The 25,648-nt window shown below is 64.2% G+C and carries 20 protein-coding genes; 1 reads left to right on the top strand and 19 read right to left on the bottom strand.

Annotated features, from left to right (window positions below; genetic code table 11):
- From ACE103_RS16775 to ACE103_RS16685, 19 genes are all read right to left on the bottom strand, one after another.
- A complete protein-coding gene (locus ACE103_RS16775) occupies positions 1 to 1,323 on the bottom strand; it encodes an NAD(P)/FAD-dependent oxidoreductase (RefSeq protein WP_375780335.1) in 1,323 nt (440 codons plus the stop codon).
- Positions 1,324 to 1,373: 50 nt separating this feature from the next.
- Entirely contained in the window at positions 1,374 to 3,650 is a 2,277-nt protein-coding gene (locus ACE103_RS16770; RefSeq protein ID WP_375780334.1) for an NADP-dependent malic enzyme, read from the bottom strand.
- Between the two features lie 105 nt (positions 3,651 to 3,755).
- Entirely contained in the window at positions 3,756 to 4,481 is a 726-nt protein-coding gene (gene phbB, locus ACE103_RS16765; RefSeq protein ID WP_375780333.1) for an acetoacetyl-CoA reductase, read from the bottom strand.
- Between the two features lie 78 nt (positions 4,482 to 4,559).
- Complete coding sequence (locus ACE103_RS16760) at positions 4,560 to 5,732, bottom strand: acetyl-CoA C-acetyltransferase (RefSeq protein WP_375780332.1); 1,173 nt, start codon at positions 5,730 to 5,732, stop codon at positions 4,560 to 4,562.
- Positions 5,733 to 5,799: 67 nt separating this feature from the next.
- The gene (locus ACE103_RS16755) at positions 5,800 to 7,134 is read right to left on the bottom strand and encodes a dicarboxylate/amino acid:cation symporter (RefSeq protein WP_223973636.1); all 1,335 of its coding nucleotides are present in this window, start codon (positions 7,132 to 7,134) and stop codon (positions 5,800 to 5,802) included.
- Positions 7,135 to 7,181: 47 nt separating this feature from the next.
- On the bottom strand, positions 7,182 to 8,927 hold the full coding sequence (lpdA, locus tag ACE103_RS16750; RefSeq protein ID WP_375780331.1) for a dihydrolipoyl dehydrogenase: 1,746 nt from the start codon (positions 8,925 to 8,927) through the stop codon (positions 7,182 to 7,184).
- Positions 8,928 to 8,944: 17 nt separating this feature from the next.
- Positions 8,945 to 10,516 (bottom strand): dihydrolipoyllysine-residue acetyltransferase, encoded by a 1,572-nt coding sequence (locus tag ACE103_RS16745; protein WP_375780330.1) that lies wholly within the window; start codon positions 10,514 to 10,516, stop codon positions 8,945 to 8,947.
- Positions 10,517 to 10,537: 21 nt separating this feature from the next.
- Complete coding sequence (gene aceE, locus ACE103_RS16740; protein ID WP_375780329.1) at positions 10,538 to 13,225, bottom strand: pyruvate dehydrogenase (acetyl-transferring), homodimeric type; 2,688 nt, start codon at positions 13,223 to 13,225, stop codon at positions 10,538 to 10,540.
- A gap of 431 nt (positions 13,226 to 13,656) precedes the next feature.
- Entirely contained in the window at positions 13,657 to 15,246 is a 1,590-nt protein-coding gene (locus tag ACE103_RS16735; RefSeq protein ID WP_375780328.1) for a GMC family oxidoreductase, read from the bottom strand.
- A 41-nt stretch (positions 15,247 to 15,287) separates the two neighbouring features.
- Positions 15,288 to 16,694 carry an aldehyde dehydrogenase family protein gene (locus tag ACE103_RS16730; RefSeq protein ID WP_375780327.1) on the bottom strand — a complete coding sequence of 469 codons (1,407 nt, stop codon included), beginning with the start codon at positions 16,692 to 16,694 and terminating at the stop codon, positions 15,288 to 15,290.
- Positions 16,695 to 16,795: 101 nt separating this feature from the next.
- On the bottom strand, positions 16,796 to 17,752 hold the full coding sequence (locus ACE103_RS16725) for a helix-turn-helix domain-containing protein (protein ID WP_097672572.1): 957 nt from the start codon (positions 17,750 to 17,752) through the stop codon (positions 16,796 to 16,798).
- Positions 17,753 to 17,887: 135 nt separating this feature from the next.
- Positions 17,888 to 18,598 (bottom strand): ABC transporter ATP-binding protein, encoded by a 711-nt coding sequence (locus ACE103_RS16720; protein ID WP_375780326.1) that lies wholly within the window; start codon positions 18,596 to 18,598, stop codon positions 17,888 to 17,890.
- Positions 18,595 to 19,314: an ABC transporter ATP-binding protein gene (locus tag ACE103_RS16715; RefSeq protein ID WP_375780325.1), complete on the bottom strand. Its 720-nt coding sequence runs from the start codon at positions 19,312 to 19,314 to the stop codon at positions 18,595 to 18,597. Before ACE103_RS16715 ends, ACE103_RS16720 begins: the two co-directional genes overlap by 4 nt.
- Positions 19,311 to 20,342: a branched-chain amino acid ABC transporter permease gene (locus tag ACE103_RS16710; RefSeq protein WP_375780324.1), complete on the bottom strand. Its 1,032-nt coding sequence runs from the start codon at positions 20,340 to 20,342 to the stop codon at positions 19,311 to 19,313. Before ACE103_RS16710 ends, ACE103_RS16715 begins: the two co-directional genes overlap by 4 nt.
- A 6-nt stretch (positions 20,343 to 20,348) precedes the next feature.
- Positions 20,349 to 21,212: a branched-chain amino acid ABC transporter permease gene (locus tag ACE103_RS16705; RefSeq protein ID WP_375780323.1), complete on the bottom strand. Its 864-nt coding sequence runs from the start codon at positions 21,210 to 21,212 to the stop codon at positions 20,349 to 20,351.
- Positions 21,213 to 21,215: 3 nt separating this feature from the next.
- Positions 21,216 to 22,481, bottom strand: coding sequence for an ABC transporter substrate-binding protein (locus ACE103_RS16700; protein ID WP_212315255.1), 1,266 nt, complete (start codon positions 22,479 to 22,481; stop codon positions 21,216 to 21,218).
- Between the two features lie 241 nt (positions 22,482 to 22,722).
- On the bottom strand, positions 22,723 to 23,112 hold the full coding sequence (locus ACE103_RS16695; protein WP_375780322.1) for a nuclear transport factor 2 family protein: 390 nt from the start codon (positions 23,110 to 23,112) through the stop codon (positions 22,723 to 22,725).
- A 15-nt stretch (positions 23,113 to 23,127) separates the two neighbouring features.
- The gene (locus tag ACE103_RS16690; protein ID WP_375780321.1) at positions 23,128 to 23,922 is read right to left on the bottom strand and encodes a MoaF C-terminal domain-containing protein; all 795 of its coding nucleotides are present in this window, start codon (positions 23,920 to 23,922) and stop codon (positions 23,128 to 23,130) included.
- A gap of 14 nt (positions 23,923 to 23,936) precedes the next feature.
- Positions 23,937 to 24,725, bottom strand: a complete 789-nt coding sequence (locus tag ACE103_RS16685) for an SDR family NAD(P)-dependent oxidoreductase (protein WP_375780320.1) — start codon at positions 24,723 to 24,725, stop codon at positions 23,937 to 23,939.
- Between the two features lie 410 nt (positions 24,726 to 25,135).
- On the opposite strand from ACE103_RS16685, the gene ACE103_RS16680 reads away from it, so the two are divergent.
- Complete coding sequence (locus ACE103_RS16680) at positions 25,136 to 25,642, top strand: MarR family winged helix-turn-helix transcriptional regulator (RefSeq protein ID WP_375780319.1); 507 nt, start codon at positions 25,136 to 25,138, stop codon at positions 25,640 to 25,642.
- Positions 25,643 to 25,648: the final 6 nt, after the last annotated feature.

The raw sequence follows: 25,648 nt of genomic DNA, 5'->3' as shown, positions 1-25,648 counted from the left end.
TCAATGGAGCTTGACGTGCGGCTCGGTCCGCCGCGTGATCAAGCGGGCCAACGTGTCAAGCGCCACCTTGGCCGAGCCATGCAGGGCGTACTCATGCATCTTGTAGAGTGACAGGTACATCATCCGGGCAACCAGCCCCTCGAACACGAGGCTGCCACCGACCAGTCCGCCCATCATCGATCCGACGGTGCTGAATTCGCCGAGCGAGACCAGGGAGCCGAAGTCGCGGTACCGATAATCCTTGAGCGTTTCGCCCCGCAGGTGCCGCGGAATCTGGGCATAGAGGTGAGACGCCTGCTGATGGGCCGCCTGTGCACGGGGCGGCACGTTGCCCCGCTCGCCCCATGAGCAGGCCGAGCAGTCGCCAATGGCGAAAATGTTCTCATCACGCGTCGTCTGCAGCGTCGGCCGCACGACCAGTTGATTGATGCGGTTGGTCTCGAGGCCGGCGATGTCTTTCAGGAAATCGGGCGCCTTGACGCCGGCAGCCCAGACGATCAGTTCGGCGGGGATGGTCCGTCCGTCCGTCAGGCTCACATGCTCGGAACCAACTTCGGAGACCTTCGCGCCGGCCAGAACATGGACGCCCAGCTTGACAAGAAGCTTCTCGGTTTCGCTCGAAACCCGTTCGGGCAATGCCGGGAGCACCCGGTCCGCGGCTTCAATCAGCGTGATCCTGATGTCGTTCTGCGCATCGACCTGATCGAGGCCGTACGCGACCACTTCCCGGGTCGTTCGATGCAGCTCCGCGGCTAGTTCGACACCGGTCGCCCCGGCGCCGATGATTGCGACTTTCAGCTGGTGCTCCGCGACGGGAGATGATTGGGCATGGGCGCGGATGCACGCATTGACCATCCGTTCGTGAAACCGCTTTGCATCGGCCTGCGACTCCAGCTTGATCGCGTGCTCGACGACCCCGGGCGTGCCGAAGTCGTTATTCTGACTGCCGATCGCAACGACAAGAACGTCATAGTCGACGGTCCGCTTCGGCGTCACTTCACGGCCTTCGGCATCGAGATAGGGCGCCACCAGCACCTGACGTCGCTCCCGATCGATCCCGATCATCTCCCCGATCCGGTAGCGGAACCCATGCCAGTAGGATTGCGCGAGATAGTCGACTTCGTGCGCGGCGATATCCATGCTGCCGGCGGCGATTTCGTGAAGCTTCGGCTTCCACACATGGGTGCGGTTCCGCTCGATCAACGTGACCTCGAGTTTCCCCTTGCGACCGTATTTGTCGCCGAGGCTGGTCGCGAGTTCCAACCCGCCCGCTCCGCCTCCGACGATCACGACCCGGGGTTTTCCCGATTGCGCCTCACTCATGATGGCCTCGACCGATCGCGTTCACAGCCCACCCAATCGTGTGCTTTGGATCAGACCCTCTCGGAAATCGCATCCGCGGCAGCGACCGCTGCCATGTTCACGATGCGCCGAACGGTGGCGGACGGCGTGAGAATGTGGGCCGGTTTGGCCGCGCCGAGCAGTATGCCTCCGACCGTCAGCCCCTGCCCCGCGGCCATCCGCAACAAATTGTACGAGATGTTGGCGGCGTCCAGATTGGGCATCACCAGCACGTTTGCCGGGCCCACGAAGCCGGAATCAGGAAACTCGTGATCGAGCACCGACTGCGAGAGCGCGGCATCGCCGCGCATCTCACCTTCCACCGCCAGTTCCGGCGACCGCTCACGAATGATTGCACGCGCCTCCCGCATCTTGTGCGCTTCCGGGACCGCAGAGCTGCCGAAGCTCGAATGCGACAGCAACGCCACCCTCGGGGTGATGCCGAATCGCTTGACCTCCTCCGCCGCCAGCAAGGCGATGTCGGCAATTTGTTCGGCAGTCGGGTTGAGATTGCAGTGGGTATCGCAGATGAAGAGCTGATGCTGCGGAAGAATGAGCATCTGCATCACTGCAAGCGTCCGCACGTGCTCTCGCGTTCCGATCACGTTGCGTATGGCGGCCAGGTGATCCGCGGTCCTTCCGATCACGCCGCACAGCATCGCATCGCCGATGCCCCTCTCCAGAAGGATCGACGCGAGCACGGTCGCGTTGCTCCGGGTCTCCGACAGCGCCAGAGCGGCTGAGACGCCATCGCGTTTCCTGCGCGCATGGTACACGTCCGCACACTTCGAATAGACCTCGACATCATGCGGATCGATGGTCTCGCAATCGGTGCCGGGCCTGAGCCGGAGGCCGAATGCCTTGATCCGCTCATCGATCGTCGCGGGCCGGCCAAGCAGCAACGGCCTGGCAATCCCCTCGTCGACGATGACCTGCGCCGCGCGCAGGACGCGCTCATCCTCACCCTCTGCCAGCACGAGGGATTTTCCGCTTCCCTTGGCCGCGGAGAAGACCGGCTGCATCGCATTGCCGGAGTGGTAGACGAAGCGGCCGAGCTTCTGGCGATAGGCGTCCATATCGGCAATCGGGCGCCTGGCAACGCCGCTGTCGGCTGCGGCCTTGGCCACCGCCGGAGCGATCATCTCGATGAGACGCGGGTCGAACGGCTTGGGGATGAGATAATCCCTGCCGAAACGAAGTCCCTCGCCCTTATAGGCGGCAGCCACGACCTCCGGCACCTCCGTCATGGCGAGGTCGGCGAGCGCGCGCACCGTCGCGAGTTTCATCTCCTCATTGATGGTGGTTGCGCTGCAATCCAGCGCGCCGCGGAAGATGAACGGGAAGCACAGGACATTGTTGATCTGGTTGGGATAGTCCGAACGTCCCGTGCCGATGATCGCATCGGGACGAACGGCCAATGCGTCCTCCGGCATGATCTCGGGAACAGGGTTGGCCATCGCGAAGATCAGGGGATCGCGCGCCATCTTCTTGACCATCTCGGGCGTCAGCACCTTGCCCGCTGAAAGGCCGAGGAAGATATCCGCCTCCCCGATGATCTGGTCCAGCGTCCGCGCGTCCGTCCTCACGGCATAGCGCGCCTTGTTGTCATCCATGCCTTCCGTGCGGCCGGCGTAGACCACGCCTTTCGCGTCGGTGACGATGATCCGATCCTGGCGCAACCCAAGACTGACGATGAGATCAAGGCATGCAAGCGCCGCGGCGCCGGCGCCGGAGCAAACCAGCTTGACGTCGGCAATGTCCTTCTTGACCAGCTTCAACCCGTTGAGGATCGCGGCCGCAGCGATGATCGCGGTGCCATGCTGATCGTCATGGAACACCGGGATCTTCATCCGCTCGCGGAGCTTCTTCTCGATGTAGAAGCATTCCGGCGCCTTGATGTCCTCCAGGTTGATGCCGCCGAAGGTCGGCTCCATCCTGGCGATGGTCTCGATCAGCGCGTCCGGATCTTCCTCGGCGAGTTCGATGTCGAACACGTCGATTCCCGCGAACTTCTTGAACAGGCACGCCTTGCCTTCCATGACCGGCTTGCCGGCCAGTGGGCCGATGTTTCCGAGGCCGAGCACGGCCGTGCCGTTGGTGACGACGGCAACGAGATTGCTGCGGGCGGTCAGTACATCGGCCTGCAACGGGTCGTTGGCGATGACCAGGCAGGGCTCCGCCACACCGGGTGAATACGCCAGCGCCAGGTCGCGCTGGGTCGCCATCGCCTTGGTCGGCACCACGGAAATCTTTCCCGGGGTCGGCAAGCGATGATACTCGAGTGCGGCTTCCTTCAGATCCTGGTCCATCATATTCCCCAACTTGATCTCTTCGTTCGAGGGGCCGATCCAAGCCGCCCCCTCGCTTTCATCTCACCCTCGGCCGGGCGACCGCGTCCACATTGCCGGACCAACTCAGACCACGTGCTGGCCGCCGTTTGCTGAAATCGTCGAGCCCGTGATGAAGCCGGCATCGTCGGAGGCCAGGAACAGCACCGCACGCGCGATCTCGTGCGGTTCACCGAGGCGGCCGACCGGGATCTGGGGCAGGATGTTCTTGGCGACGATGTCCGGGTTGATCGCCTTGACCATCTCGGTGGCGATATAGCCGGGACAGATCGCGTTGACGGTGATGCCGGCGCGCGCGCCTTCCTGGGCCAGCGCCTTCACGAATCCGATGTCGCCTGCCTTGGCGGCGGAGTAGTTGACCTGTCCCATCTGGCCCTTCTGGCCGTTGATCGAGGAAATGCAGATCACCCGTCCGAACTTCCGCTCACGCATCCCTTCCCAGACCGGCCGCGTCATGTTGAACAGCGAGTTCAGGTTGGTGTTGATGACCGCGTACCATTGCTCCGGCGTCATCTTGTGGAACATGCCGTCCTTGGTGATGCCCGCATTGTTGACCAGCACGTCCACCGGACCGAGATCGGCCTCGACCTGCTTCAGGCCGGCGACGCAGGCCTCGTAGTTCGAGACATCCCATTTGTAGACGTTGATGTCGGTCTGGCTCTTGAACCTGGCGGCCGCCTCATCGTTACCGGCATAGCTCGCAGCCACCTTGTAGCCGGCCGCCTTGAGCGCGACCGAGATCGCCTCGCCGATGCCTCGCGTTCCGCCGGTCACCACTGCAACCTTCGACATGATCTCCTCCTGATCGGTTCGTTTTCTATTCGCGCGCGCTCGCGCGCTGCCGTCCGCGCAGTGTTGGATCGAGCCGATTCAGCGCTCGACGGTCAGGGCGACGCCCATGCCCCCGCCGATGCACAGCGTGGCGAGGCCCTTCTTCGCGCCACGCTTCTGCATCTCGAACAGCAGCGTCGTCAGAACGCGCGCGCCGGACGCGCCGATCGGATGGCCGATCGCGATGGCGCCGCCGTTCACGTTCACGATTGCCGGATCCCATCCCATGTCCTTGTTGACGGCGATGGCCTGGGCGGCGAAGGCTTCGTTGGCCTCGACGAGGTCGAGATCCCTGACCTTCCAGCCGGCCTTTTCCAGCGCCTTGCGCGATGCCGGAATTGGCCCCGAGCCCATGACCGCGGGATCGACTCCGGCGGTGGCCCACGAGACGATCTTCGCCAGCGGCGTGAGGCCGCGCCTGCTGGCTTCCTCCGCACTCATCAAGACCAGCGCGGCCGCACCGTCGTTGAGACCCGACGCGTTGCCGGCGGTCACCGTGCCTTCCTTGTTGAAAGCGGGCTTCAGCTTCGCAAGCGCGTCCAGCGTCGTGCCCGGGCGAATGTACTCATCCTGGTCAACGACGACGTCTCCCTTTCGGGTCTTGATGGTGACCGGAACGATCTCGTCCTTGAACCGGCCGCCCTTCTGCGCATCCTCGGCCTTGTTCTGCGAGCCGGTTGCGAATGCGTCCTGCTCCTCCCTTGTGATCTGCCACCTGGCGGCGATGTTCTCCGCCGTGACGCCCATATGGTAGCCGTGGAAGGCATCCATCAGGCCGTCCTTCAGCATGGAATCGACGAACTTGACGTCGCCCATCTTGGTGCCGCCGCGCATATGCGACAGATGCGGCGCCATCGACATCGACTCCATGCCGCCAGCGACGATGATCCTGGCATCGCCATTGGCGATCTGCTGCAGGCCCAGCGCCACCGACCGCAGGCCCGAGCCGCAGAGCTGGTTCATGCCCCACGCCGTCTTCTCCTGCGGGATGCCGGCCGCCATGGCGGCCTGCCGCGCCGGGTTCTGTCCCTCACCGCCGGACAACACCTGCCCGAGGATGACCTCGTCGACATCTTCCGGCGACACCTTGGCGCGCTCAAGCGCACCCTTGATCGCGATCGCGCCGAGCTCGTGAGCGGGTACCGTCCCGAACGCTCCGTTGAACGAGCCCACCGGTGTCCGCGCCGCGGAAACAACAACCACGTCCGTCATGACCAACTCCCTTGATGTAGTTCTGATGAACCGGCGGCGATCGTCGACGACGCGCCTCCGTACTCGCCTAACCCGTCGTTACCGCCACCTCGATGTCGCTCGGATCAATGTCCTGATCGAGCCCGGCACGCAGCTTCTCGCGGTCGAGCTCGCCTTCCCACCACGCCACGACGACGCAAGCGACACCGTTGCCGCACAGATTGGTCAGAGCCCGGCATTCGCTCATGAACTTGTCGATGCCGAGCACGATCGCCATGCCGGGAAGCAGCTCCGGCCTGACTGCCGCCAGCGTACCTGCGAGCGTGATGAAGCCGGCGCCTGTAATTCCCGAGGCGCCCTTCGACGTCAGCATGGCAACGATGAGGATGGTCATCTGCTCGCCGAAGCTGAGATCGACATTCATCGCCTGAGCGATGAACAGCGTCGCCAGGGTCATGTAGATGTTAGTGCCGTCGAGGTTGAAGGAATAGCCGGTGGGCACGACGAGACCGACGACCGACTTGGAACAGCCGAGACGCTCGAGCTTTTCCATCAGCTGCGGCAGCGCGCTTTCCGAGGATGACGTGCCGAGCACGATCAGCAGCTCGTCCTTGATGTATTTGAGGAACTTGAAGATCGAGAAGCCGGCAATCCGGGCGATAATGCCGAGCCCGACGACCACGAACAGCATCGCGGTGAGATAGAAGGTCGCGATCAGGCCGGCGAGATTGCCGAGCGCCTGGGGACCGTAGCGGCCGATCGTATAGGCCATCGCGCCAAAGGCGCCAATCGGCGCGACCTTGACGACGATCGAGATGACGCCGAACATCGCATGCGCGACGTCGTCGATCATCGAGCGGACGGTGTGAGCCCGTTCGCCGAGCCCCATCAGCGCGAAGCCGAACAGGATGGCGAACAGCAGAACCTGCAGGATCTCGCCCTGGGCGAACGCTCCGACCACCGTGTCCGGAATGATGTGCAGGACGAAGTCCACCGACTTCATCTCGCTCGCCTGCTTGGCATAGCCGGCGACCGCCGCGGCGTTCGACTGGCCCTGGAAGCCCCTCCCCGGATGCAGCACGTTGGCGACGATCAGGCCCAGCGCCAGTGCAAAGGTCGAGACCACCTCGAAGTAGACCAGCGACTTGATCGCGACGCGGCCGACCTTCTTCACCTCGGAAATGTGGGCGATCCCCGAAACCACCGTGCAGAAGATGATCGGCGCAATCGCCATCTTGATGAGCTTGACGAAGCCGTCGCCCATCGCCTTGATCCAGTCGTTCTTGGCGAGATCAGGCCAGAGCCAGCCGACAATGACGCCGAACACGATCGCCGCGAGCACCTGAACGTAGAGAATCCGGTAGAATGGCTTCTTCTGCGTGACGGGCACCGTTCCGGACGTCGCGGTGGTCGCTCCAGACATTGTGTCTTCTCCTGATCTTTCTGTGCCTGCGTATCGGCAGGCCAACGTCATTTCTTCTTTTGTGGCGGCAGATCGGTGCAGTGGCCTTCAAAAACCTCCGCCGCCATGCCGATCGACTCGCCGAGCGTCGGGTGCGGATGAATCGTCTTGCCGATATCCCCCGGCTCGCATCCCATCTCGATCGCCAGGCAGACCTCGCTGATGAGATCGCCCGCATGCGTGCCGACGATCCCCCCGCCGATCACGCGATGGGTTGTCGTGTCGAACAGCAGTTTGGTGAAGCCTTCGTCCCGTCCGTTGGCGATGGCTCGGCCGGACGCCGCCCAGGGGAACACCGCCTTGCCGACCTTGAAGCCCTCGGCCTTGCACTGCTCCTCGGTCTTGCCGGCCCAGGCCACTTCGGGATCGGTGTAGGCAACGGACGGAATCTGCCGCGCGTCGAAATACGACTTCTCGCCATGGGCTACTTCGGCCGCGACATGGCCTTCATGCACAGCCTTGTGCGCCAGCATCGGCTGCCCGACGATGTCGCCGATCGCAAAGATGTGCGCCACGTTGGTGCGCATCTGCCTGTCGACGTCGATGAAGCCGCGATCCGTGACCGCGACACCGGCCTTCTCGGCGCCGATCTTCTTGCCGTTCGGGCTGCGGCCGACCGACACCAGAACGAGATCATAGAGCTGCGGTCCGGCCGGCGCCTGCTCGCCTTCGAAGCTGACCTCGATCCCGGCTTCGGTCGCCTTCCCGCCGACCGTCTTGGTCTTCAGCATCACCTTGTCGAAGCGATGCGTGTTCATCTTGTCCCAGACCTTGACAAGGTCCCGGTCGGCGCCCTGCATCAGGCCATCGAGCATCTCGACCACGTCGATGCGCGTGCCGAGCGTCGAATAGACCGTCGCCATTTCGAGCCCGATGATGCCGCCGCCGACCACCAGCATGCGCGTCGGGATCGACTTCAGCTGCAACGCGCCGGTCGAATCGACGATACGGGGGTCTTCCGGCAGGAACGGCAGCTTCACCGCCTGGCTACCCGCAGCGATGATCGCCTTGGCGAACTTGACCGTCTTCCTGCCGCCCGCCGTGGCAACCTCGAGATGATGCGGATCGAGGAAGGTGCCGACGCCGGTCACCACCTCAACCTTACGGGCCTTTGCCATCCCGGCGAGACCGCCCGTCAGCTTCTTGATCACACCGTCCTTGAACGCGCGCAGTTTGCCCAGATCAATCTGCGGCGCGCCGAAGGAAATCCCATGGTCGGGAAGATGCTTGACCTCGTCGACGACCGACGCGGTATGCAGCAGCGCCTTGCTCGGGATGCAGCCGACATTCAGACACACGCCGCCCAGCGTGTCGTAACGCTCGACCAGCACGGTCTTCATGCCGAGATCGGCGGCACGGAAGGCGGCCGAATAGCCGCCGGGACCGGCGCCCAGCACCAGCATCTCGCATTCGATCTCGGCCTTGCCGGAATAGGACGCCGCGGCGGGCGCGACCGGCGGCGGAGCGGCGGCCGGTTGCGCAGCTGGTGCGGGCGCCGGCGCAGCCGCGGCACCCGCGGTCTCCAGCACGAGGATCGTCGATCCCTCGCTGACCTTGTCGTCGACCTTGACCCTGATCTCCTTGACCACGCCGGCGTGCGAGGACGGAATCTCCATCGACGCCTTGTCGGACTCGACCATGATAAGGCTGGTGTCGACCGCGACGGTCTCGCCGGCCTTCACCAGGACCTCGATCACCGCCACGTCCTTAAATTCGCCGATATCAGGGACTTTGACCTCGATCTGCTGAGCCATGCCGCTCTCCCCCGATCTCAGAACAACACGCGCCGGAGATCGGCGAGTACATTGGCGAAGTAGACGTTGAAGCGTGCGGCGGCCGCACCGTCGATGACGCGGTGATCCCAGGACAGCGACAGCGGCAGCGTGAGGCGCGAGGTCCAGGCCTTGCCGTCGGCCGAATGCTGCTTCCAGTATCCCTTGCACACGCCCATGATGGCGACCTCGGGCGCGTTGATGATCGGCGTGAAATAGATGCCGCCAATGCCGCCGAGTGACGAGATCGAGAACGTACCGCCCTGCATCTGGTCGGGCTTGATCTTGCCCTCGCGCGCGAGCTTGGCGAGTGCGTTCATCTCGTTCGCGATCTCCGGCACCGATTTCTTGTCGGCATCGCGGATCACCGGCACCATCAGCCCGTTCGGCGTGTCGGCCGCAAAGCCGATGTGCCAGTAGTTCTTGTAGACCAACGTATCGCCGTCGAGGCTGGCGTTGAACTCGGGGAACTTCTGCAGCGTCGCGACGGCCGCCTTCACCATGAACGGCAGCAGCGAGAGCTTCACGCCGCTCTTCTCCAGCTCCTTGTTCATCTTGACCCGGAACTGCTCAAGCTCGGTGATGTCAGCCTCGTCGTGGGTCGTGACGTGCGGAATGACGACCCAGTTGCGGTGCAGGTTGGCCGCGGAGATCTTTTTGATGCGGCCGAGCTCCTTGCGCTCGACCGGCCCGAACTTCGCGAAATCGACCTTGGGCCAGGGCAACAGGTCGATGCCGCCGACGCCGCTTCCCCTGCCTGCGGCCGCAGCCTGCGGTTTGGCGGCAGGCGTGCCACCCTTGGCAAAACCCTCGACGTCTTCGCGCACGATGCGGCCGTGATTGCCCGAGCCCTTGACCATGCCGAGATCGACGCCCAGTTCGCGCGCCAGCTTGCGCACCGCAGGGCCAGCATAAGCGAGCGCAAAGGCCTTTTCGTCGACGGCGCCGGCTTGTGCCAGAGGAGCGGCGGCGGCTGCCGACGACGCTGGTGGCTGCGCCGCCGCGACGGCGGGAGCCACCGCGGATGCGTTGCTTGTTGCAAGCACGAGGATGATTGCGCCCTCGCTGACCTTGTCACCCGTCTTCACCTTGATCTCGCGCACGGTGCCCGAGAGCGGCGCCGGCACTTCCATCGTCGCCTTGTCCGACTCGAGCGCGATCAGCGGATCCTCGGCGTTGACGCTGTCGCCGGGCTTCACGAAGATTTCGATCACCGGCACGTCCTTGAAGTCGCCGATGTCGGGGACACGGACCTCGGCGATACCCGCCGGCGCGCTGACCGGCGACGGCGGCGCGCTGACGACAGGCCGCGTTTCGCCCTGCTCGGCGCCCGCGCCCTCGAACTGCACGATGACAGCGCCTTCGCTGACCTTGTCGCCGACCTTGACGACCACCGACTTCACCACACCGTCGCGCGGCGATGGCACTTCCATGGTCGCCTTGTCGGACTCCAGCGCGACCAGCGGATCCTCGGCCTTGACGCTGTCGCCAGGCTTGACGAAGACCTCGATCACCGGGACGTCCTTGAAGTCACCGATATCGGGAACCTTGATGTCGATCAGACCACTCATCGCTCTGCCCTCGGCCCTGCCTCACACGGTCCATGGCGCAGCGCGCCCGGCGTCGATCTGGTATTTGGCGATGGCCTCGGCGACGATTGCCGGCTTGATCGCTCCCTCGTCGGCCAACGCCTTGAGCGCTGCGATCGCGACATAGTGCCGGTCGACCTCGAAAAATCGGCGCAGCTTCACGCGATAGTCGCTGCGGCCGAACCCGTCGGTGCCGAGCACGACGTAGCGGCGCCCGGCCGCTTGCACATATTCCCTGATCTGGTCGGGGTAGTTGCGCATGTAGTCGGTCGACGCCACGACCGGCCCCGCATGCCCTTCGAGCTGCGCTTCCACCCAGCTCTTGCGCCGCGGCTCGGTCGGGTGCAGCAGGTTCCAGCGCTCCGCCGCCATGCCGTCACGACGCAGTTCGTTGAAGCTGGTTGCGCTCCACACATCCGCGGTCACGCCGAAGTCCGCCTTGAGCAAGTCGGCGGCCGCGATCACCTCGCGCAGGATCGTGCCTGACCCGACGAGTTGGACGCGGAGCTCCTTTTTCGCGGCTTCGCCACCACTCTTGAGAAGATAGAGGCCCTTGAGAATTCCCTCCTCCGCGCCCTTGCCTGCATCGGCCAGCGCGGGGTGCGGATAATTCTCGTTCATCAGGGTGATGTAATAGTAGACGTCCTCCTGCGCTTCGTACATGCGGCGCATGCCCTCGCGGACGATGGTCACGACCTCATAGGCGAACGTCGGATCGTAGGAAACGCAGTTCGGGATGGTGGCCGCGAGCACGTGGCTGTGTCCGTCCTCGTGCTGCAACCCCTCGCCGTTCAGCGTGGTGCGGCCGGCAGTGCCGCCGAGCAGGAAGCCGCGCGCCCGCATATCGCCTGCGAGCCAGGCGAGGTCGCCGACGCGCTGCAGGCCGAACATCGAGTAGTAGATGTAGAACGGAATCATCGGCACGTTGTTCGTCGAGTAGGACGTCGCCGCCACAATCCAGCTGGACATCGCGCCGCCTTCGTTGATGCCCTCCTGGAAGACCTGCCCGCTCTTGTCTTCGCGGTAGTACATCAGCTGGTCGGCATCCTGCGGCCGGTAGAGCTGCCCCACCGACGAATAGATGCCGAGTTGCCGAAACATGCCCTCCATGCCGAAGGTACGGGATTCGTCCGGCACGATCGGCACGATGTGCTTACCGATCGCCTTGTCGCGGACAAGGGCGCCGAGCAATTGCACGAACGCCATCGTGGTCGAGATCTCGCGGTCTCCGGTGTTTTCGAGCAGCCGCTGGAACGTCGAGAGCGGCGGAATCTGCAAGGACGCGGATTTCCGCCGGCGTTGCGGAAGGTAGCCGCCGAGCTTTTCGCGCTGTGCTCGGAAATACTTCATTTCCGGGCTATCTTCCGGCAGCCGGAGGAAAGGTACCTTGGCCAAATCGGCGTCGGAGACCGGCACCTGGAAACGATCACGAAAACCGCGCAGCGCGTCCTGCGTCATCTTCTTCGCCTGGTGGGCGATCATCTGACCTTCGCCGGACTCGCCCATGCCGTAGCCTTTGACGGTCTTCGGCAGAATGACCGTGGGCTGCCCCTTGTGATTCACGGCCGCGGTGTAAGCGGCAAAGACCTTCTCGGGATCATGGCCGCCGCGCGCAAGCTGCCAGATCTCGTCGTCGCTCATGTCGGCGACGAGTTGCTTCGTCTCATCGTACTTGCCGAAGAAATGCTCGCGAATGTAGGCGCCGCTCTTGCTCTTGAAGTCCTGGTATTCGCCGTCGACACATTCTTCCATGAGCCTGAGCAGCTGCCCGCTCTTGTCCTTTTGCAGCAGGCGGTCCCACCCCGAGCCCCACAGCACCTTGATCACGTTCCAGCCCGCGCCGCGGAAGATGCTTTCGAGCTCCTGCACAATCTTGCCGTTGCCGCGGACGGGTCCATCGAGCCGCTGGAGATTGCAATTGATGACGAAGATCAGATTGTCGAGGTTCTCGCGGCCGGCGAGCGAGATCGCACCGAGCGATTCCGGCTCGTCGGTTTCGCCATCGCCCATGAACGCCCAGACCTTGCGCTTGGACGTCTCGGCCAGCTTGCGGTTCTCGAGATATTTCAGGAAGCGAGCCTGATAGATCGCCATCAGCGGCCCGAGTCCCATCGACACCGTCGGGAACTGCCAAAAATCCGGCATCAGCCAGGGGTGCGGATAGCTCGACAATCCCTTGCCGGAGGTTTCCTGCCTGAAGCTGAGGAGCTGTTCCTCGCTCAATCGCCCCTCGAGAAACGCACGCGCGTAGATGCCGGGTGAGCAGTGTCCCTGCACGAAGATCAGATCGCCGCCGTGAGCATCCGTCGGGGCGTGCCAGAAATGGCCAAAGCCGATATCGTACAGCGTGGCGGCCGACTGGAAGCTTGCGATATGGCCGCCAAGCTCCGAGCTTTCCTTGTTGGCACGCAGGATGATCGCGAGCGCATTCCAGCGGATGAGGGAGCGAAGCTTGTGCTCGATGGCGCGATCGCCGGGCAGCGCCGGCTGCTGGTCCGGCGGGATCGTGTTGCAATAGGGCGTCGTCAGCGACTGCTCGATCTGAAGACCGCCGCGGCGCGCCGCATCGACCATCGCGTTGACAACGAATTCCGCGCGGTCATTGCCGCGATGACCCCGGACTGCCGAAAGGGCATCGAGCCACTCCCGGGTTTCCTGCGGATCCTGATCGTGAGCGTCCGCGATCGTCATTGCCTTCTCCATTGCATGCCAAGCCGAAGTCGCGCGCCAACGCTCATCGCGGTCCGCGTTCATGCGGGAGCGCGCAATGCCGAACGGGCGATATCCCGTCGCTTTTAGGTGGTGAATTGAGTGTTGGCTGGCATCGGAACGTCCCCTCGCATTGTGTTTTCTGGAGCTGTTGCTCCTCTTGGAGGCATCCCAAGCAGCATTCGTGCCAGACCACGCAATGCCCGGCCGATCGCGAGGATGTCATTCATTTTGTTTGGCTTTGCCCTTTGGGTCGGCATGCCAGCCAATGCATTCGGGCGGGATCTGTCTGACGCTCCGGAAAACCCACCTGAAGAGTCGCCCGAAATGTCGGATCATCCCGGTGAAGCCGTCTGAGGACCGGGCGCGAGCTATCGCTGCAACGGGTAACCGGCTGTCTCAGGAGGCGCTCGTCATGGCCGCGCCTCCAGAATGAAGCGGGCTGCCCGCTCCCCGATCATCATGGTCGGTGCGTTGGTATTTCCGGAGACGAGCCGCGGCATGATTGAGGCGTCGGCGATCCGAAGACCTTCGACCCCACGCACCAGAAGCTGTTCGGAGACAACCGCCATCGGGTCGCCGGAGGCGCCCATCTTCGCCGTTCCAGAGGGATGGAACACGGTCTTCGAGATCGCGCGGACATAGTCGGCGAGCGCATCGACGTCGTTCTCCACGCCGGGCTTCGGCAGAGCGCGCCGCTTGATCAAACGCGCCAGCGAAGGCGCCTCCGAAATACGAATGGCAAGCTGGACTCCTCGCACGAGCGTGTCGACATCCGCCCGCTCTGCAAGCGAATTTGCAACGAACAGCGCCGGGTCGGCCGGATTCGGCGATCTCAGGCGAACAGTTCCGCGCGACTGCGGGCGAAGCACGCAGGGGCCGATCGAGATGCCGTGTCCGGGCTCGGACGGCCGATCTGCAAAGCCGTTGAACGTCGGCAGTACGTGAAACTGGATGTCCGGTTCGCCGGTTCCGGCGGTATCGGCAAAGCCGCCGGACTCCACGACCGTTGAGGTCAGCAGCCCGGTCTTGGTCAGAAGGTACTGCATCATGTGCGATGCGGCCCGAACGCCCTTGTCTTCGCCGAAGATCGAGATCGGATCCCTGGTCTCGCACTGAACGGTCGCCTCGAGATGATCCTGGTAATTCTGGCCGACGCCGGGCAGATCGGAAACGATCTCGATCCCATGCTCGCGCAGATGCACAGCAGGTCCAATCCCCGACAATTGCAGAATCTTCGGCGTCGCCAAGGCGCCGGCAGTCAGGATCACCTCGTGCCGCGCCTTGACGGTCGAACCGTCCTCGAGCAGCACACCGCTCGCGCGCTTGCCTTCGAACACGACCTTGTGGACCCGCGTCGCGGTCCTGATGATCAGGTTGGCGCGGCGCTCTGCCTCGCGCAGGAAGGCTTCGGCGGCGCTGCGGCGGCGTCCGCGGCTCGTGGTCGTCTGGTAGAAGCCGACACCCTCCTGGCGTGCGCCGTTGAAGTCCTCGTTGTAGGGGATGCCCGCCTCCTGCGCGGCGCGGATAAACGCCCAGGACAACGGATGGCCGTAGGCACGATCGGAGACATTGAGTTTGCCGCTCGTGCCATGATACTCGCCGGACAGCCGCTGATTGGCTTCAAGATCGCGGAAAACCGGAAGCACCTCATCGTAGCTCCAGCCGCGGCATCCCATTTGCGACCATGTATCGTAATCCCGCCGCGATCCCCGGATGTAGACCATTGCGTTGACCGAACTGCCGCCGCCGATGACGTGCCCCTGGGGCACGATTGACGGACGCCCGTTGAGGCCCTTCTCGGGCTCGGACGCATAGACCCAGGCGTCCCGTCCCTTCTCGAGCACCTTGAAGAAGGTCGCGGGGATGTGGATGAACCGGTCGGTATCGCGCTGTCCGCTCTCGACCAGCAAGACACGATTGCGCGGATCCTCGGACAAACGGGACGCCAGCACGCAGCCTGCGGAGCCGCCGCCGGCGACGATATAGTCATACTCCTGCATATCACTCCCTATGACGCGACCGACTGCGACCTGTTACCCGATTAGACAAACACGGTCTGGACCGTGGTGAACTCCTTCAGGCCATCGACCCCGAATTCCACGCCGAAGCCTGACTGCTTCACGCCGCCGAAGGGCGCGTTCGGCTGAATGGCGCCGTGCTTGTTGATCCAGACCGACCCGGATTCGATGCGTTGCGCGACCGCCTTTGCACGCGCGAGGTCGGTCCCCCAGACCGAGCCGCCGAGCCCCATCGCGCTCGCATTGGCCTTGGCAATCGCATCCTCGACGTCGGAATAACGAATGATCGGCAGAGCCGGCCCGAACTGCTCCTCGTCCACCAGCCTGCAGCCGTGATCGACGTCGGCAACCAGCGTCACAGGGTAGAAGTAACCGGGGCCATCGGATGGATCGCCGCCGACCAGCACACGACCGCCTTTCTTGCGCGCCTCGTCGACGAAGGCCGAGACGATCTCGAACTGCCGGCGGTTCTGCACCGGGCCAAGTGTCGAGGTCTCAGACAGACCGTCGCCGACTACAATCTGCCTCGCATAGGCCGCGAGCTCGCGGCACAGCTCGTCATAGAGGCTGTCATGGACATAAAGCCGCTTCAGCGCCGCACAGGTTTGCCCGCCGTTGATGAATGCGCCCCAGAACAGACCCTCGACGATCTTCTTCGGGTCGGCATCCGGCAGCACGATCCCGGCGTCGTTGCCGCCGAGCTCCAGCGTCAGGCGCTTCAGGCTGGTTGCGGCATTCTGCATAATCTTGCGACCGGTTGCCGTCGATCCCGTAAACGTCACCTTGCCGATCCCGGGATGCGCCGACATCAGGCTGCCGATCTCGTTGTCGCCGGTGACGACATTCACCACGCCCGGAGGCAGTTTCTCATTGATCAGCTCGACCAGACGGATCGTGCTCAGCGGCGTCAATGGCGACGGCTTGATGATCACGGTGTTGCCGGCGCGGATCGCCGGGATGATATGCCAGCACGCGATCATGACCGGCCAATTCCACGGCGTGATCGAACCGACGACCCCGATCGGCTTGCGATGCAATTCAACGCGGCCTTCGGCACCGTCCTGCAGGACTTCCACCGGCAGCGACAAACCGCTCGTATGGCGTGTCCAAGCCACGGCGCCGCCGATCTCGAAGCGCGACCCGAGCCCGTTCAGCGGCTTGCCCTGCTCGAGCGTCAGGAGCCGCGCGAGTTCCTCGGCATGCTGCTCGATCGTGTCGGCGATCGCGCGACAGGCGTCAGCACGCTCGCTGTCGGGCCGGTCCTTCCAGATTTCAAACGCCTTGGAGGCGGCCGCAACCGCGGCGTCGAGATCGGACGCAGCCGCGAGCGGCATTCCGCCGACGACGGCGCCGGTCGACGGGTTGAGGACGTCCTGGAATCGATCCGTCTCGATCCGGCGCCCGTCGATAAGCAAGCTCCAGCGCTGCATGCAATCTTCTCCTCGCGACAACGACTGGCTTCAACAAAAGCCATCGCACGGCCAATGTCTTGGAAAGGAGCGCGGTTTCGCTTGGACGGGAGCGCAGCAGGCTATCGGCGCGTGACGTCGGTCGGCGAGCAGTCGAAGGCTCGCTTGAAGCAGCGGTTGAAATAGGAAATGTCGTTGAAGCCGGACGAATAGGCGATCTCGGCGATGGTACCGCCGTCAGAGCCGCGCTGCCGTTCCAGCAGGCGATCCTTGGCCAGCCGCAGCCTGCGATCCCGGATGAAGCTGGTGACCGTGGTTCCGACCGCGCTGAAATCCTCCTGCAAGGTGCGCATCGAGACCCCGAGACGATTGGCGAGCCATTGCGCGGTCAGCCACTCCGCCGTGAGATGACGATCCACCAGGGCCCGCGCGAATTCCAGCCGGCCGGACGCCCGCTCCTTCGGACAGAGCGGGGTGTCCGGCGAATCCGCGGCGAACGCCTGCCGGGTCGCCTGCAGCAGCAATTGCCGCAATTCGCCGGACCGCTTGTGGCTCGACGGCAGTTGCAACATCTTGGCAACCAGCGCCCGCAGCATGGTCGACATCGGGTCCTCGGCACCGAGCCGTCGTGACACCTCGAAGTCGTTCGGCTTCTCCGACAGCAGCAATTGCCGCGGCAGATGCACCGACAGATGATTGCTGAACTGGCCGTTGAAGAAGAAGTTCGACGGCAGCGAGGAATCGACCAGGATGCAGTCGCCTGGCGAGATGATGCTCTGATGGCCTTGCTGCTCGACCCCGCACACACCCTGGAGCTGAACCAGCAGGAAGAAGTGCTCGCCATAGTCCTGGCGGATATCGCGCTCTGCGCGGCGAACCACGTCGACGTCGGTTGCGACCTGGACGATCTCCATCCCTGCGGCATCGCGCAGCACGACGCCGCCATTGACGAAGCCGCGCTCCTCCTGGCCGAACGGATTGAACCGTCCGCACACGGACCGGAGCTTGTCTCTCCATTCCTCCAAAGGCGGCTGTCCCCAGACTTCGGGAGTCCAGCTGCTAAACTCCTGGAGCTGCATGCGCTCCTCCCTGGGAAACGCCGTCGGGCGGCGCTTTTGATAACATGTTAAGCACCTCCTTTGCCGTGTCAACGCCTTTCCGGCAGGGAGAGCGGGCATCGCGCCGCGACCAGCGGTCGCGCAGCGACGGCTTGCTCATGCGAGATAGGCGCTGTGCAGGATGGCGGGATTGTCGATCAATTGCCGCGGCTCACCGGAAAAGCAGATCCTGCCGCGTTCCATGACATAGACCGCATGGGCGATCTTGAGGGCGATGTGCGTGAACTGCTCGATCAGCAGCACGCCGACGCCCTGCGCGGCCAGGTCCTGCAACACCGGCACCAGGCGGGCAACGACAACGGGGGCGAGACCGAACGACAACTCGTCGGCGAGCAGATAGCGTGGCTTGGCAATGATCGCCTGCGCCAGCGCCACCATCTGCTGCTGTCCCCCGGACAGATTGCCTGACCTGGCCTGAAGGCGCTCACGCAATTCGGGAAAGGTGCCGAGCGCAACATCGATCGCCGATCTCATCTCGGCGCGCGACAGATGGCTGCCGGCGACCTTGAGATTGTCCTCGACACTCAGCTCGTTCAGGACCTGGTGTCCTTCAGGGACCGCGGCCAGCCCGCCCGCACGAATGGCCTCCGGCCGCAAGCCCCTGATCGAGCGGCCATCGAGGGTGATCTCGCCGGAGGTCGCCGGAAGCGCGCCGGCAATCGCCAGCACGAGGCTGCTCTTGCCGGCGCCGTTGGCGCCCAGCAACGCGGTGATCCGTCCGGGCGCGAGCGACAGATCGACGCCGTGCAGGACGGCCTTGCCGCTGCGGGCGAGATCAAGGCCCTGCACTACAAGGCCTGTGCTCACGTCGCGTCCTCCAACACACCGAGATAGGCCGCACGGACCTTCGGCTCGGCCAGCACGCTTGCCGTCGCCCCATAGGCGATCGCGGAGCCGAAATCGAGCACCAGCGTTGCCGTGCAGGTTGCCGAAATCAAATCGACGTCGTGATCGACCAGCAGCACCTGCGCCCCGCAATGGCCGTGAAGCTGCCTGATGACGTCGCGCAGATGCTCGCTCTCATGCTGTGCGAGGCCCGCGCCCGGTTCGTCCATCATGATCAGCCGTGGGCGGCCGACCATGGCGCGGGCGATCTCCAGCATCCGCCGCTGATAGGCGTTGAGGTCGCGACCGAGCACATTGCCCTTGGCGGCAAGGCCGACGAACTCCAGCGCTTGCGCAATCAGCGCAGCGCGCGGCTGCCCATCGGTCGGCACATTGTCGAGAATGGCATTGATGTTGTCGGCCGCGGTGAGGTTCTCGACCACCTGCTCATTCTGGAACGTGCGGCGAACACCGAATGCAGCCCGCTTGTGAATCGCAATGTCCTTCAGGTCATGGCCGTCGATGCTGACACGTCCCGTAGTTGGGCGCACAAAACCGGACAGGACATTAATCAACGTCGTCTTGCCGGCGCCATTTGGTCCAACCAGGCCGGTGACCGGTTCGGGCAGACGTGCCGTCAGCTCGCTCAAGCCACGCACGCCGCCGAATTGCACCGTCAGGTCGTCGATCTCGATCATGGACCGGCCTTTCGTTCGCCACTCAAGGCCCGGCGCAGGCGCCCGGCCAGGTCAGACAGTTGGCCGGCGATGCCGTGCGGCGCAGTGATCAAGGCGTGCAGCAGTCCAATGCCGAACACCATGGTCGCGATATTGCCGTCGACGCGGAAATCGTTGAGCAACGCCGGAAAGGCCCGCAGCATCAGCCCGGCGATGATCGGGCCGAACCAGGAATACGCTCCGCCGACGATCGTCAGTGCGAACAGCATGATCGATTGGCTCGCCGGAAACGCACTGCCGTCGAGCTGCCCGACGCCGCCGGCAAGCACCGCTCCCGCGACGCCGGCGAGGAAGCCGGCCAGCGCGAAGGCCCACACCTTGTAGGCCACGATGTCGACGCCGCCGGCGAGCGCGCAGACCTCGCTGCGGCGGATCATGGCCCAGGCGCGGCCCGGCCGCCCGCGAACATGGGCCAGCACCAGCAGATAGCATAGCGCTGTGACGACGATCGCGTAACGCAGATAGGCTTCATCGCCCTGCGCAATGAGCGGGCGCGCCATCATCAGCCGCGCGCCGGTGCTCTTGCCGAGGATGCCGGGTCCGCCGTCGGGGAAGCCGAACGCGCTGATCAGCACCTGGATCGCGCCTGCCATCATCAAGGTGATGATCGCCAGATAAAGCCCGCGCATGCGTAGCGCCGGCAGCCCGACGATCAGCCCGACCAGCGCCGCCGAGACACCCGCGCAGAGCAGCGCGATCTCGAACGGCACCCCAAGGCCATGGGAGATGCGCAGCGCGAACCAGCCGCCGACGCCAAGCAGGCCGAACTGCGCCAGCGACACCATGCCGACCTGCGCGAACAACACGCTGACGCTGAGGCTCGCGATCGTCAGCGCCGCGGCAGAGATGAACGTGCGCAGCCAATAATTGCTCAGCGCGTCCGGCATCACATACAGGGCGATCAGCGCGGCCACGCCGAGGGCGATCCCGCGAAGCGGCAATCTGGCGGCACGAATGGACGGGGCTCCCTCCAGGCTTTGGTCGGTCACGTCAGCTCACCTGTACACGAAGACGACCTTGCGCTGCATCCACAGCAGCGCGCCGACCGCAAACAGAAACGGCACCGCGGTCCGGAACGGGCCGACGATCGGCACCGGCGTTAGCAGCGCCTCACAGACGCCGATCGCAAGGCCGCCCGCAACGGTCGCCGGCAGCGACGCGAAGCGCCCGACCACTGCCGCAGCGATCGCTGGGATGACGGCGAATGTCAGCGCCTGGCCGCTCAGCCGCTGCAGATCGGCGAGCAACACACCGCTGACACCGGCCAGCGCGCCCGAGATCACCCAGGCCCAGCCATCGACGCGGAACACGCGAACACCAAGCATCGCGCTGAGCTCGCGGCTGCTGGCCAGTGCCCGCATCTGAAGGCCGACGCGGCTATAGGACAGAAATGCCATCACCGCGCAGGTGACCAGCAAGCCGAGAGCGAATGCGACCGCGCGCGTCATCGTGACGCGAACGCCCATCAGGTCGAAGCTCATCGTGTCGGTCGGCAGCCGAAGCCTGCGCGGCGCCTCGCCCCAGACATATCCCATGAACCCCAACAGAATGAGTGCGAAGCTGAGCGTCGCAACGGCGCGCATGATCGGATCCGAATAGGCGAGCCTGGGTGCGATTACGCGGCCATAGAGGAATGAGATCGCGACCGCGGCGGCGATCCCGCCGATCCACGACCATTCGGCCGGACCGCCGCGCTCGACGATCGACCAGGAGATAAAGGCTGCCAGGGCGCCGACCGCGCCCTGGGCAAAATTGACCACGCCGGATGCCCGGTAGAGCACCACGATGCCGACACCGGAGAGTACGTAGGTGGCGGCCGTCGCGAGGCCCGCAACGAGAAAGGGCGTGAAATCGGGCATTGTCTATTTCGCGATTCCGATCGTCTTCTCGAAGGCGTGCACGTCGTCGAGCTCGGGATCTTCCGACTCGATGCACACCGGCTTCGGCACCAGCTTGCCGTCCTTGACCTGCGATACCGGGCCAGCGTGGTTGGCGTTGTGACGCGGTCCCGAGCCGATGTACCAGGGCGAGCAGAACATGTCGCTCTCGAACCGATTGACGTTGCGCAGCGCAGCCGTGACCGAGGCACGGTCGATCTTGGCCGGATCCATCTTCAGCAGGGTTTCGGCCGTGACGCGTGCGGCGAGGTAGCCGGCCTGCGAGAAGGTATCCCTCGGATCGGAGGCCTGGCCATACTTGTCCAGCACCGCGAGCCAGTTCTGCGTATCCGGCGTTCCGGCAGTGGCGGCATTCAGCTCCATGTCGACCGTGACCTTGCCGTCCCAGTACTTGCCGATCGCGTGCGGGAAGTCCGGATTGTAGAGCGACGCCGGACCTGCGAAATGCACCTTGTCGGCCAGCCCCTGCTCTTCCGCCGCGGCGAAGATCGGAACCGCCAGACCCTTGGGCGTACCGACGCTGATCACGTCAGGCTTGAATGCCATCGCTTCGAGCACGATCGAGGTCGCATCGAGCGAGCCGGGATCGAACGCGATGATCTTGCCGTCACCGCCCTGCTTCTTGATCCAGGCTACCGCGCCGGTGCAGGACCACTCGCCGACATTGGGAATGTTCGGCGCGATGCAGACCACGCGCTTGATCTTGCCGGGATAGGTCCGCGCGACATCCATCACGGCCTTGGTGTTGCTGACGCGCGGGCCGGCATTGGTCGGCGCATAGTTCTTCTGGAAGAAGCAATCGCGCGGCACGCCGACGCCGGCGATCACCATGATGTCTTCCTTCTCGTAGATCCCCTGGTTAGCGCCGCAATCCACGAAGCTCATGTTGCCGACCAGCGCGACCGCCTTCTGGTCGCGGATCAGCTTCGCCGCGACCTGCGACGATTGCTCCGGATTCCAGGCGTCGTCCTCGAGCAGATATTTGACCGGGCGGCCATTCACGCCGCCATTGGCGTTCAGACACTTGAAATAAGCCGCCGCGGCCAGCCCCGACGAGCTGAAATTGTCCGGCCCGGTGATGCTGACGATGCCGCCGACGACGATCGGCTCGCCGGTCGCCGCCTTGCCGGTGTTGGCACCGCACTTTGGATCAGCCGCGTAGGCAGCGCTGCCGATGCAGACCGCGAGCATTGCGATGACGGCAGCCAGAATCGTCTGTCTCGATTTCATGCGTTCCCCTCCATACCCCAGATGTCGCGTGGGTTTCGTTGTTCCGCCGCGCTTCCCCTTGCGCGTCGTGCAATGCAATAGCGGCGCGTTGTTCGGCCGAATTGATCTTGATACTAGGCAGGCGCGATCCGGCGCGTCTTGGACTCGGACGCAATCGGCCTAGGACACAAACGAGCAATGTGTGTGCCCGAAGCCCGCGTGCGCCAATGCCCCCCAGCCCCGGCGCACGCGGTCGCCCCCGTCACCTCATCGCGTCAGCGACGAGCCTTGTGTCAGTGAATTGCTCGAAGCGCACCACCCGCCCCTCGTCCACGTCCCAGACGTGCACGACGCGCGCGCGCATTGCCTTGCCGGTCGGCTTGTAGTGCCCGGAATAGGTCCCGATCCCGACGATCGTAGTGCCGCCGTCGATCAATCGTTCGAGCGTGAACGTGTAGCCGGTCCACTCCTCGGCAATGCGCTTGAACACGCCGGCGATGATGGCGTCCGCGCCGACATAGGTTCCCGCGTAGGGAAAACCCGCCATCTCGGTCCACCTGGTCTCGCCGGTGATCGGCGCCATCATGGCAACGAGATCACCGATATCCGATCCGGCATAATGCGCCTTGATCGCGTCGTAGTTCCGGCTCACGTCGCTGCTCCCTGATTACACCGGCTCCTTGCCGGGGTCGTAGCTGGTTCTGGACTTGATGGTGATGAAGGCGCCGGCCGGCTTGTTCTCGACCCGGCCCTCGCTGGTCACGCCGAGGAATTTCCCGGTCGATCGCATCGCATTCCAGTCGTAGAAGAAGATCGACGCGACCGGGATGATGAACTCGCGGAATCCGAAGACGTACTGGTTGTGATCGAATTTGTAGGTCGTCGTCAGGTCAACGTCGCCATGGCCGCGCTGGACGCCGACCAGATTCTGCCAGGCATAGCGCTGCGAGCTGAGATAGACGTGCTCGTAGAGGTGCTGCGGGCTGTAGTCATAATGGGCCGTCATCCCGACCAGGTCCCGCGACGGCGCCGGTTCGGAACCCGTGGGCGGAATTGCGGGATCGCCGACTACACCGGAGGTGTAGACCTGCGCAACCCGCGGTTCGCCGGGAGTTTCGCCCGCGGCACGGACGCGCTCGCGAACCGACAGGACGCGGCGGGTCCTGGTATTGACGATGAACGCTTCGTCCTCGGTCGCACGCGCAGCAAAGGTGACGTTGATGAAGACCACGTCGGGCGCCACATTGATCGCCTCGTACCAGTCGGCGCCGGTCGCATCGCCCTCGCGCCATTCGAGCCGATCGGCCGAGGCAAAGGCCAAGGCGATCGCGCGGCCATCCTTCAGCGTGATCTTCAGGCTCTGGCCGGCGAGCGCGTCCGTGGTCGGCAGCCGGTTGGTCGCAATGCCGGCGGCGAAGTCATCGAAATTCTTCCAGTCAGCGGGTCTGTCGTTGCCTTGCATCTTTTGCCTCCCGCTCACTCGACGAATGCCAACGTCGGCAAGTCGACCACACCCGCCCCGCCATCGACGGTCAGGATCGAACCATTCATCGCCGACGCTTCATCCGAGGCGAGGAAGCAGATGACGTTTGCGACCTCCTCCGATGTTGCTGGGCGGCCGAGCGGTACATCCTTGGTCACCAGCCGGTAGGCTTCGTCGATCGAATGCAGCCCGTGCTTCTCGACGATGACTTGCATCTGCTCGTCGGCCATCGCGGTCGCGACCCAGCCGGGACATACGATATTGGTCCGCACGCCCTTGCGGCCGTAGTCGCGCGCCAGCGATTTGCCGAACCCGATGCAGGCATGCTTCATCGTTACATAGCCGGCCGCATCGGGGCCCGCGAACAGACCGGCGATCGAGGCAACAACCACGGCGGCACCTTTCTGCGCGATCAGATCGGGGAGAGTTTCGCGGGCGCAGACAAAGGCGGTGTCAAGGTTGAGCCGGGTCGCCAGCGACCATGTCTCGTCGGTCATCGAGATTGTCGGACCGACGCCGTGGCCTCCGGCATTGGCGATCAGGATGTCCACCTTGCCGAACTTGCCGTGGATCTCCTTCAAGGCTACCCGTACCGCGACGCTGTCGGCTGCATCCGCCTGCACCACGAAGCAACCGGTCTCGTCAGCCAATGCCTGCAACGGCTCCCGCCGCCGGCCCATGACCGCAACATTGGCGCCCTCCGACGCAAGCCGCCGGGCGACGGCCGCTCCTATTCCGGTGCCGCCACCCGTGACCAGGGCCGTTCGTCCGCTGAATCTCATGTGTTCGCTTCGCCCCCGATGCCGCCCTCGTTTTCGTCGAGCCGGACGACAAACTGCTACCCGGCGACGTTTCGTTGCCATCAGATAGACCTACCGGACCGAGCCCGTCTTGGACTCAAGCGCAGCCGCGCTAGGACGCGGGCGCGCACGCCGGTTCCGCACACAACTCGCCGGCTTCTCATTTATTTTAAATATAAAGTATTGCTGCGGACCAAATGATCATCAAGGCACTTGCTGGAAACCCGCCGAGATCGCCCTTCGGCGCGCCAAGCCCCGCAAATTCCGATGCATCGGCAAGCGGGCTCGCGGCGCGTTGAACGAGCCTTGAATTTACTTTTGGCACGAACTATCTTGCAGTCGACATCGAGGTCGTCGCCTTCAGCGGGGCCGAATGCCGCAGGAGATTTGATTTGGCAGTCGCGAAGGTGTCCCCACCTGTTTCGCCCAAGAGCGGGGTCGATCAGGAGGCCGAGTACCGCGCTCAGACACGGCTTTGGCTTCGGCTGCTTGCCTGCACGACCCTGATCGAGGGCGAGCTGCGGCGCCGGTTCCGCGAGGAATTCGATTTCACGATGCCGCGCTTCGACGTTCTGGCTCAGCTCGACCGGGAGCCGAGTGGACTGGTGCTGGGAGAGCTGCCGAAGCGCCTGATGGTCTCTGCCGGAAATCTCACGCCCATCGTCGATCGCCTGGTCGAGGACGGCTACATCACCCGCACGCCCTCCAATCTGGATCGGCGCGTGCAGATCGTTTGCATGACCGTCGAGGGCCGCAAGGCCTTCAGGCGCATGGCCAAGAGCCATGGCTCATGGCTGGCGGAACTGTTGGCAGGATTCCCGGCTGACCGGCTCGATGGATTGACCAGCGAGCTCGACGAGCTTAAGGGCGCCGTCAGGGACGCGATGCAGAAGCCATAGCTGACG

The organism is Bradyrhizobium sp. ma5, from assembly GCF_042258955.1.
Classification (GTDB): Bacteria; Pseudomonadota; Alphaproteobacteria; order Rhizobiales; family Xanthobacteraceae; genus Bradyrhizobium.
This window is presented reverse-complemented; position numbering and strand designations above follow the sequence as displayed.

Bases quoted from the DNA above. Each gene is read 5' to 3' on its own strand.
- ACE103_RS16775 (WP_375780335.1), bottom strand. From the start codon at position 1,323: ATGAGTGAGGCGCAATCGGGAAAACCCCGGGTCGTGATCGTCGGAGGC.
- aceE (WP_375780329.1), bottom strand. From the start codon at position 13,225: ATGACGATCGCGGACGCTCACGATCAGGATCCGCAGGAAACCCGGGAG.
- ACE103_RS16690 (WP_375780321.1), bottom strand. From the start codon at position 23,922: ATGCAAGGCAACGACAGACCCGCTGACTGGAAGAATTTCGATGACTTC.
- phbB (WP_375780333.1), bottom strand. From the start codon at position 4,481: ATGTCGAAGGTTGCAGTGGTGACCGGCGGAACGCGAGGCATCGGCGAG.
- ACE103_RS16770 (WP_375780334.1), bottom strand. From the start codon at position 3,650: ATGGACCAGGATCTGAAGGAAGCCGCACTCGAGTATCATCGCTTGCCG.
- ACE103_RS16730 (WP_375780327.1), bottom strand. From the start codon at position 16,694: ATGCAGCGCTGGAGCTTGCTTATCGACGGGCGCCGGATCGAGACGGAT.
- ACE103_RS16685 (WP_375780320.1), bottom strand. From the start codon at position 24,725: ATGAGATTCAGCGGACGAACGGCCCTGGTCACGGGTGGCGGCACCGGA.
- ACE103_RS16760 (WP_375780332.1), bottom strand. From the start codon at position 5,732: ATGACGGACGTGGTTGTTGTTTCCGCGGCGCGGACACCGGTGGGCTCG.
- ACE103_RS16755 (WP_223973636.1), bottom strand. From the start codon at position 7,134: ATGTCTGGAGCGACCACCGCGACGTCCGGAACGGTGCCCGTCACGCAG.
- ACE103_RS16715 (WP_375780325.1), bottom strand. From the start codon at position 19,314: ATGATCGAGATCGACGACCTGACGGTGCAATTCGGCGGCGTGCGTGGC.
- ACE103_RS16735 (WP_375780328.1), bottom strand. From the start codon at position 15,246: ATGCAGGAGTATGACTATATCGTCGCCGGCGGCGGCTCCGCAGGCTGC.
- lpdA (WP_375780331.1), bottom strand. From the start codon at position 8,927: ATGGCTCAGCAGATCGAGGTCAAAGTCCCTGATATCGGCGAATTTAAG.
- ACE103_RS16700 (WP_212315255.1), bottom strand. From the start codon at position 22,481: ATGAAATCGAGACAGACGATTCTGGCTGCCGTCATCGCAATGCTCGCG.
- ACE103_RS16725 (WP_097672572.1), bottom strand. From the start codon at position 17,752: ATGCAGCTCCAGGAGTTTAGCAGCTGGACTCCCGAAGTCTGGGGACAG.
- ACE103_RS16705 (WP_375780323.1), bottom strand. From the start codon at position 21,212: ATGCCCGATTTCACGCCCTTTCTCGTTGCGGGCCTCGCGACGGCCGCC.
- ACE103_RS16745 (WP_375780330.1), bottom strand. From the start codon at position 10,516: ATGAGTGGTCTGATCGACATCAAGGTTCCCGATATCGGTGACTTCAAG.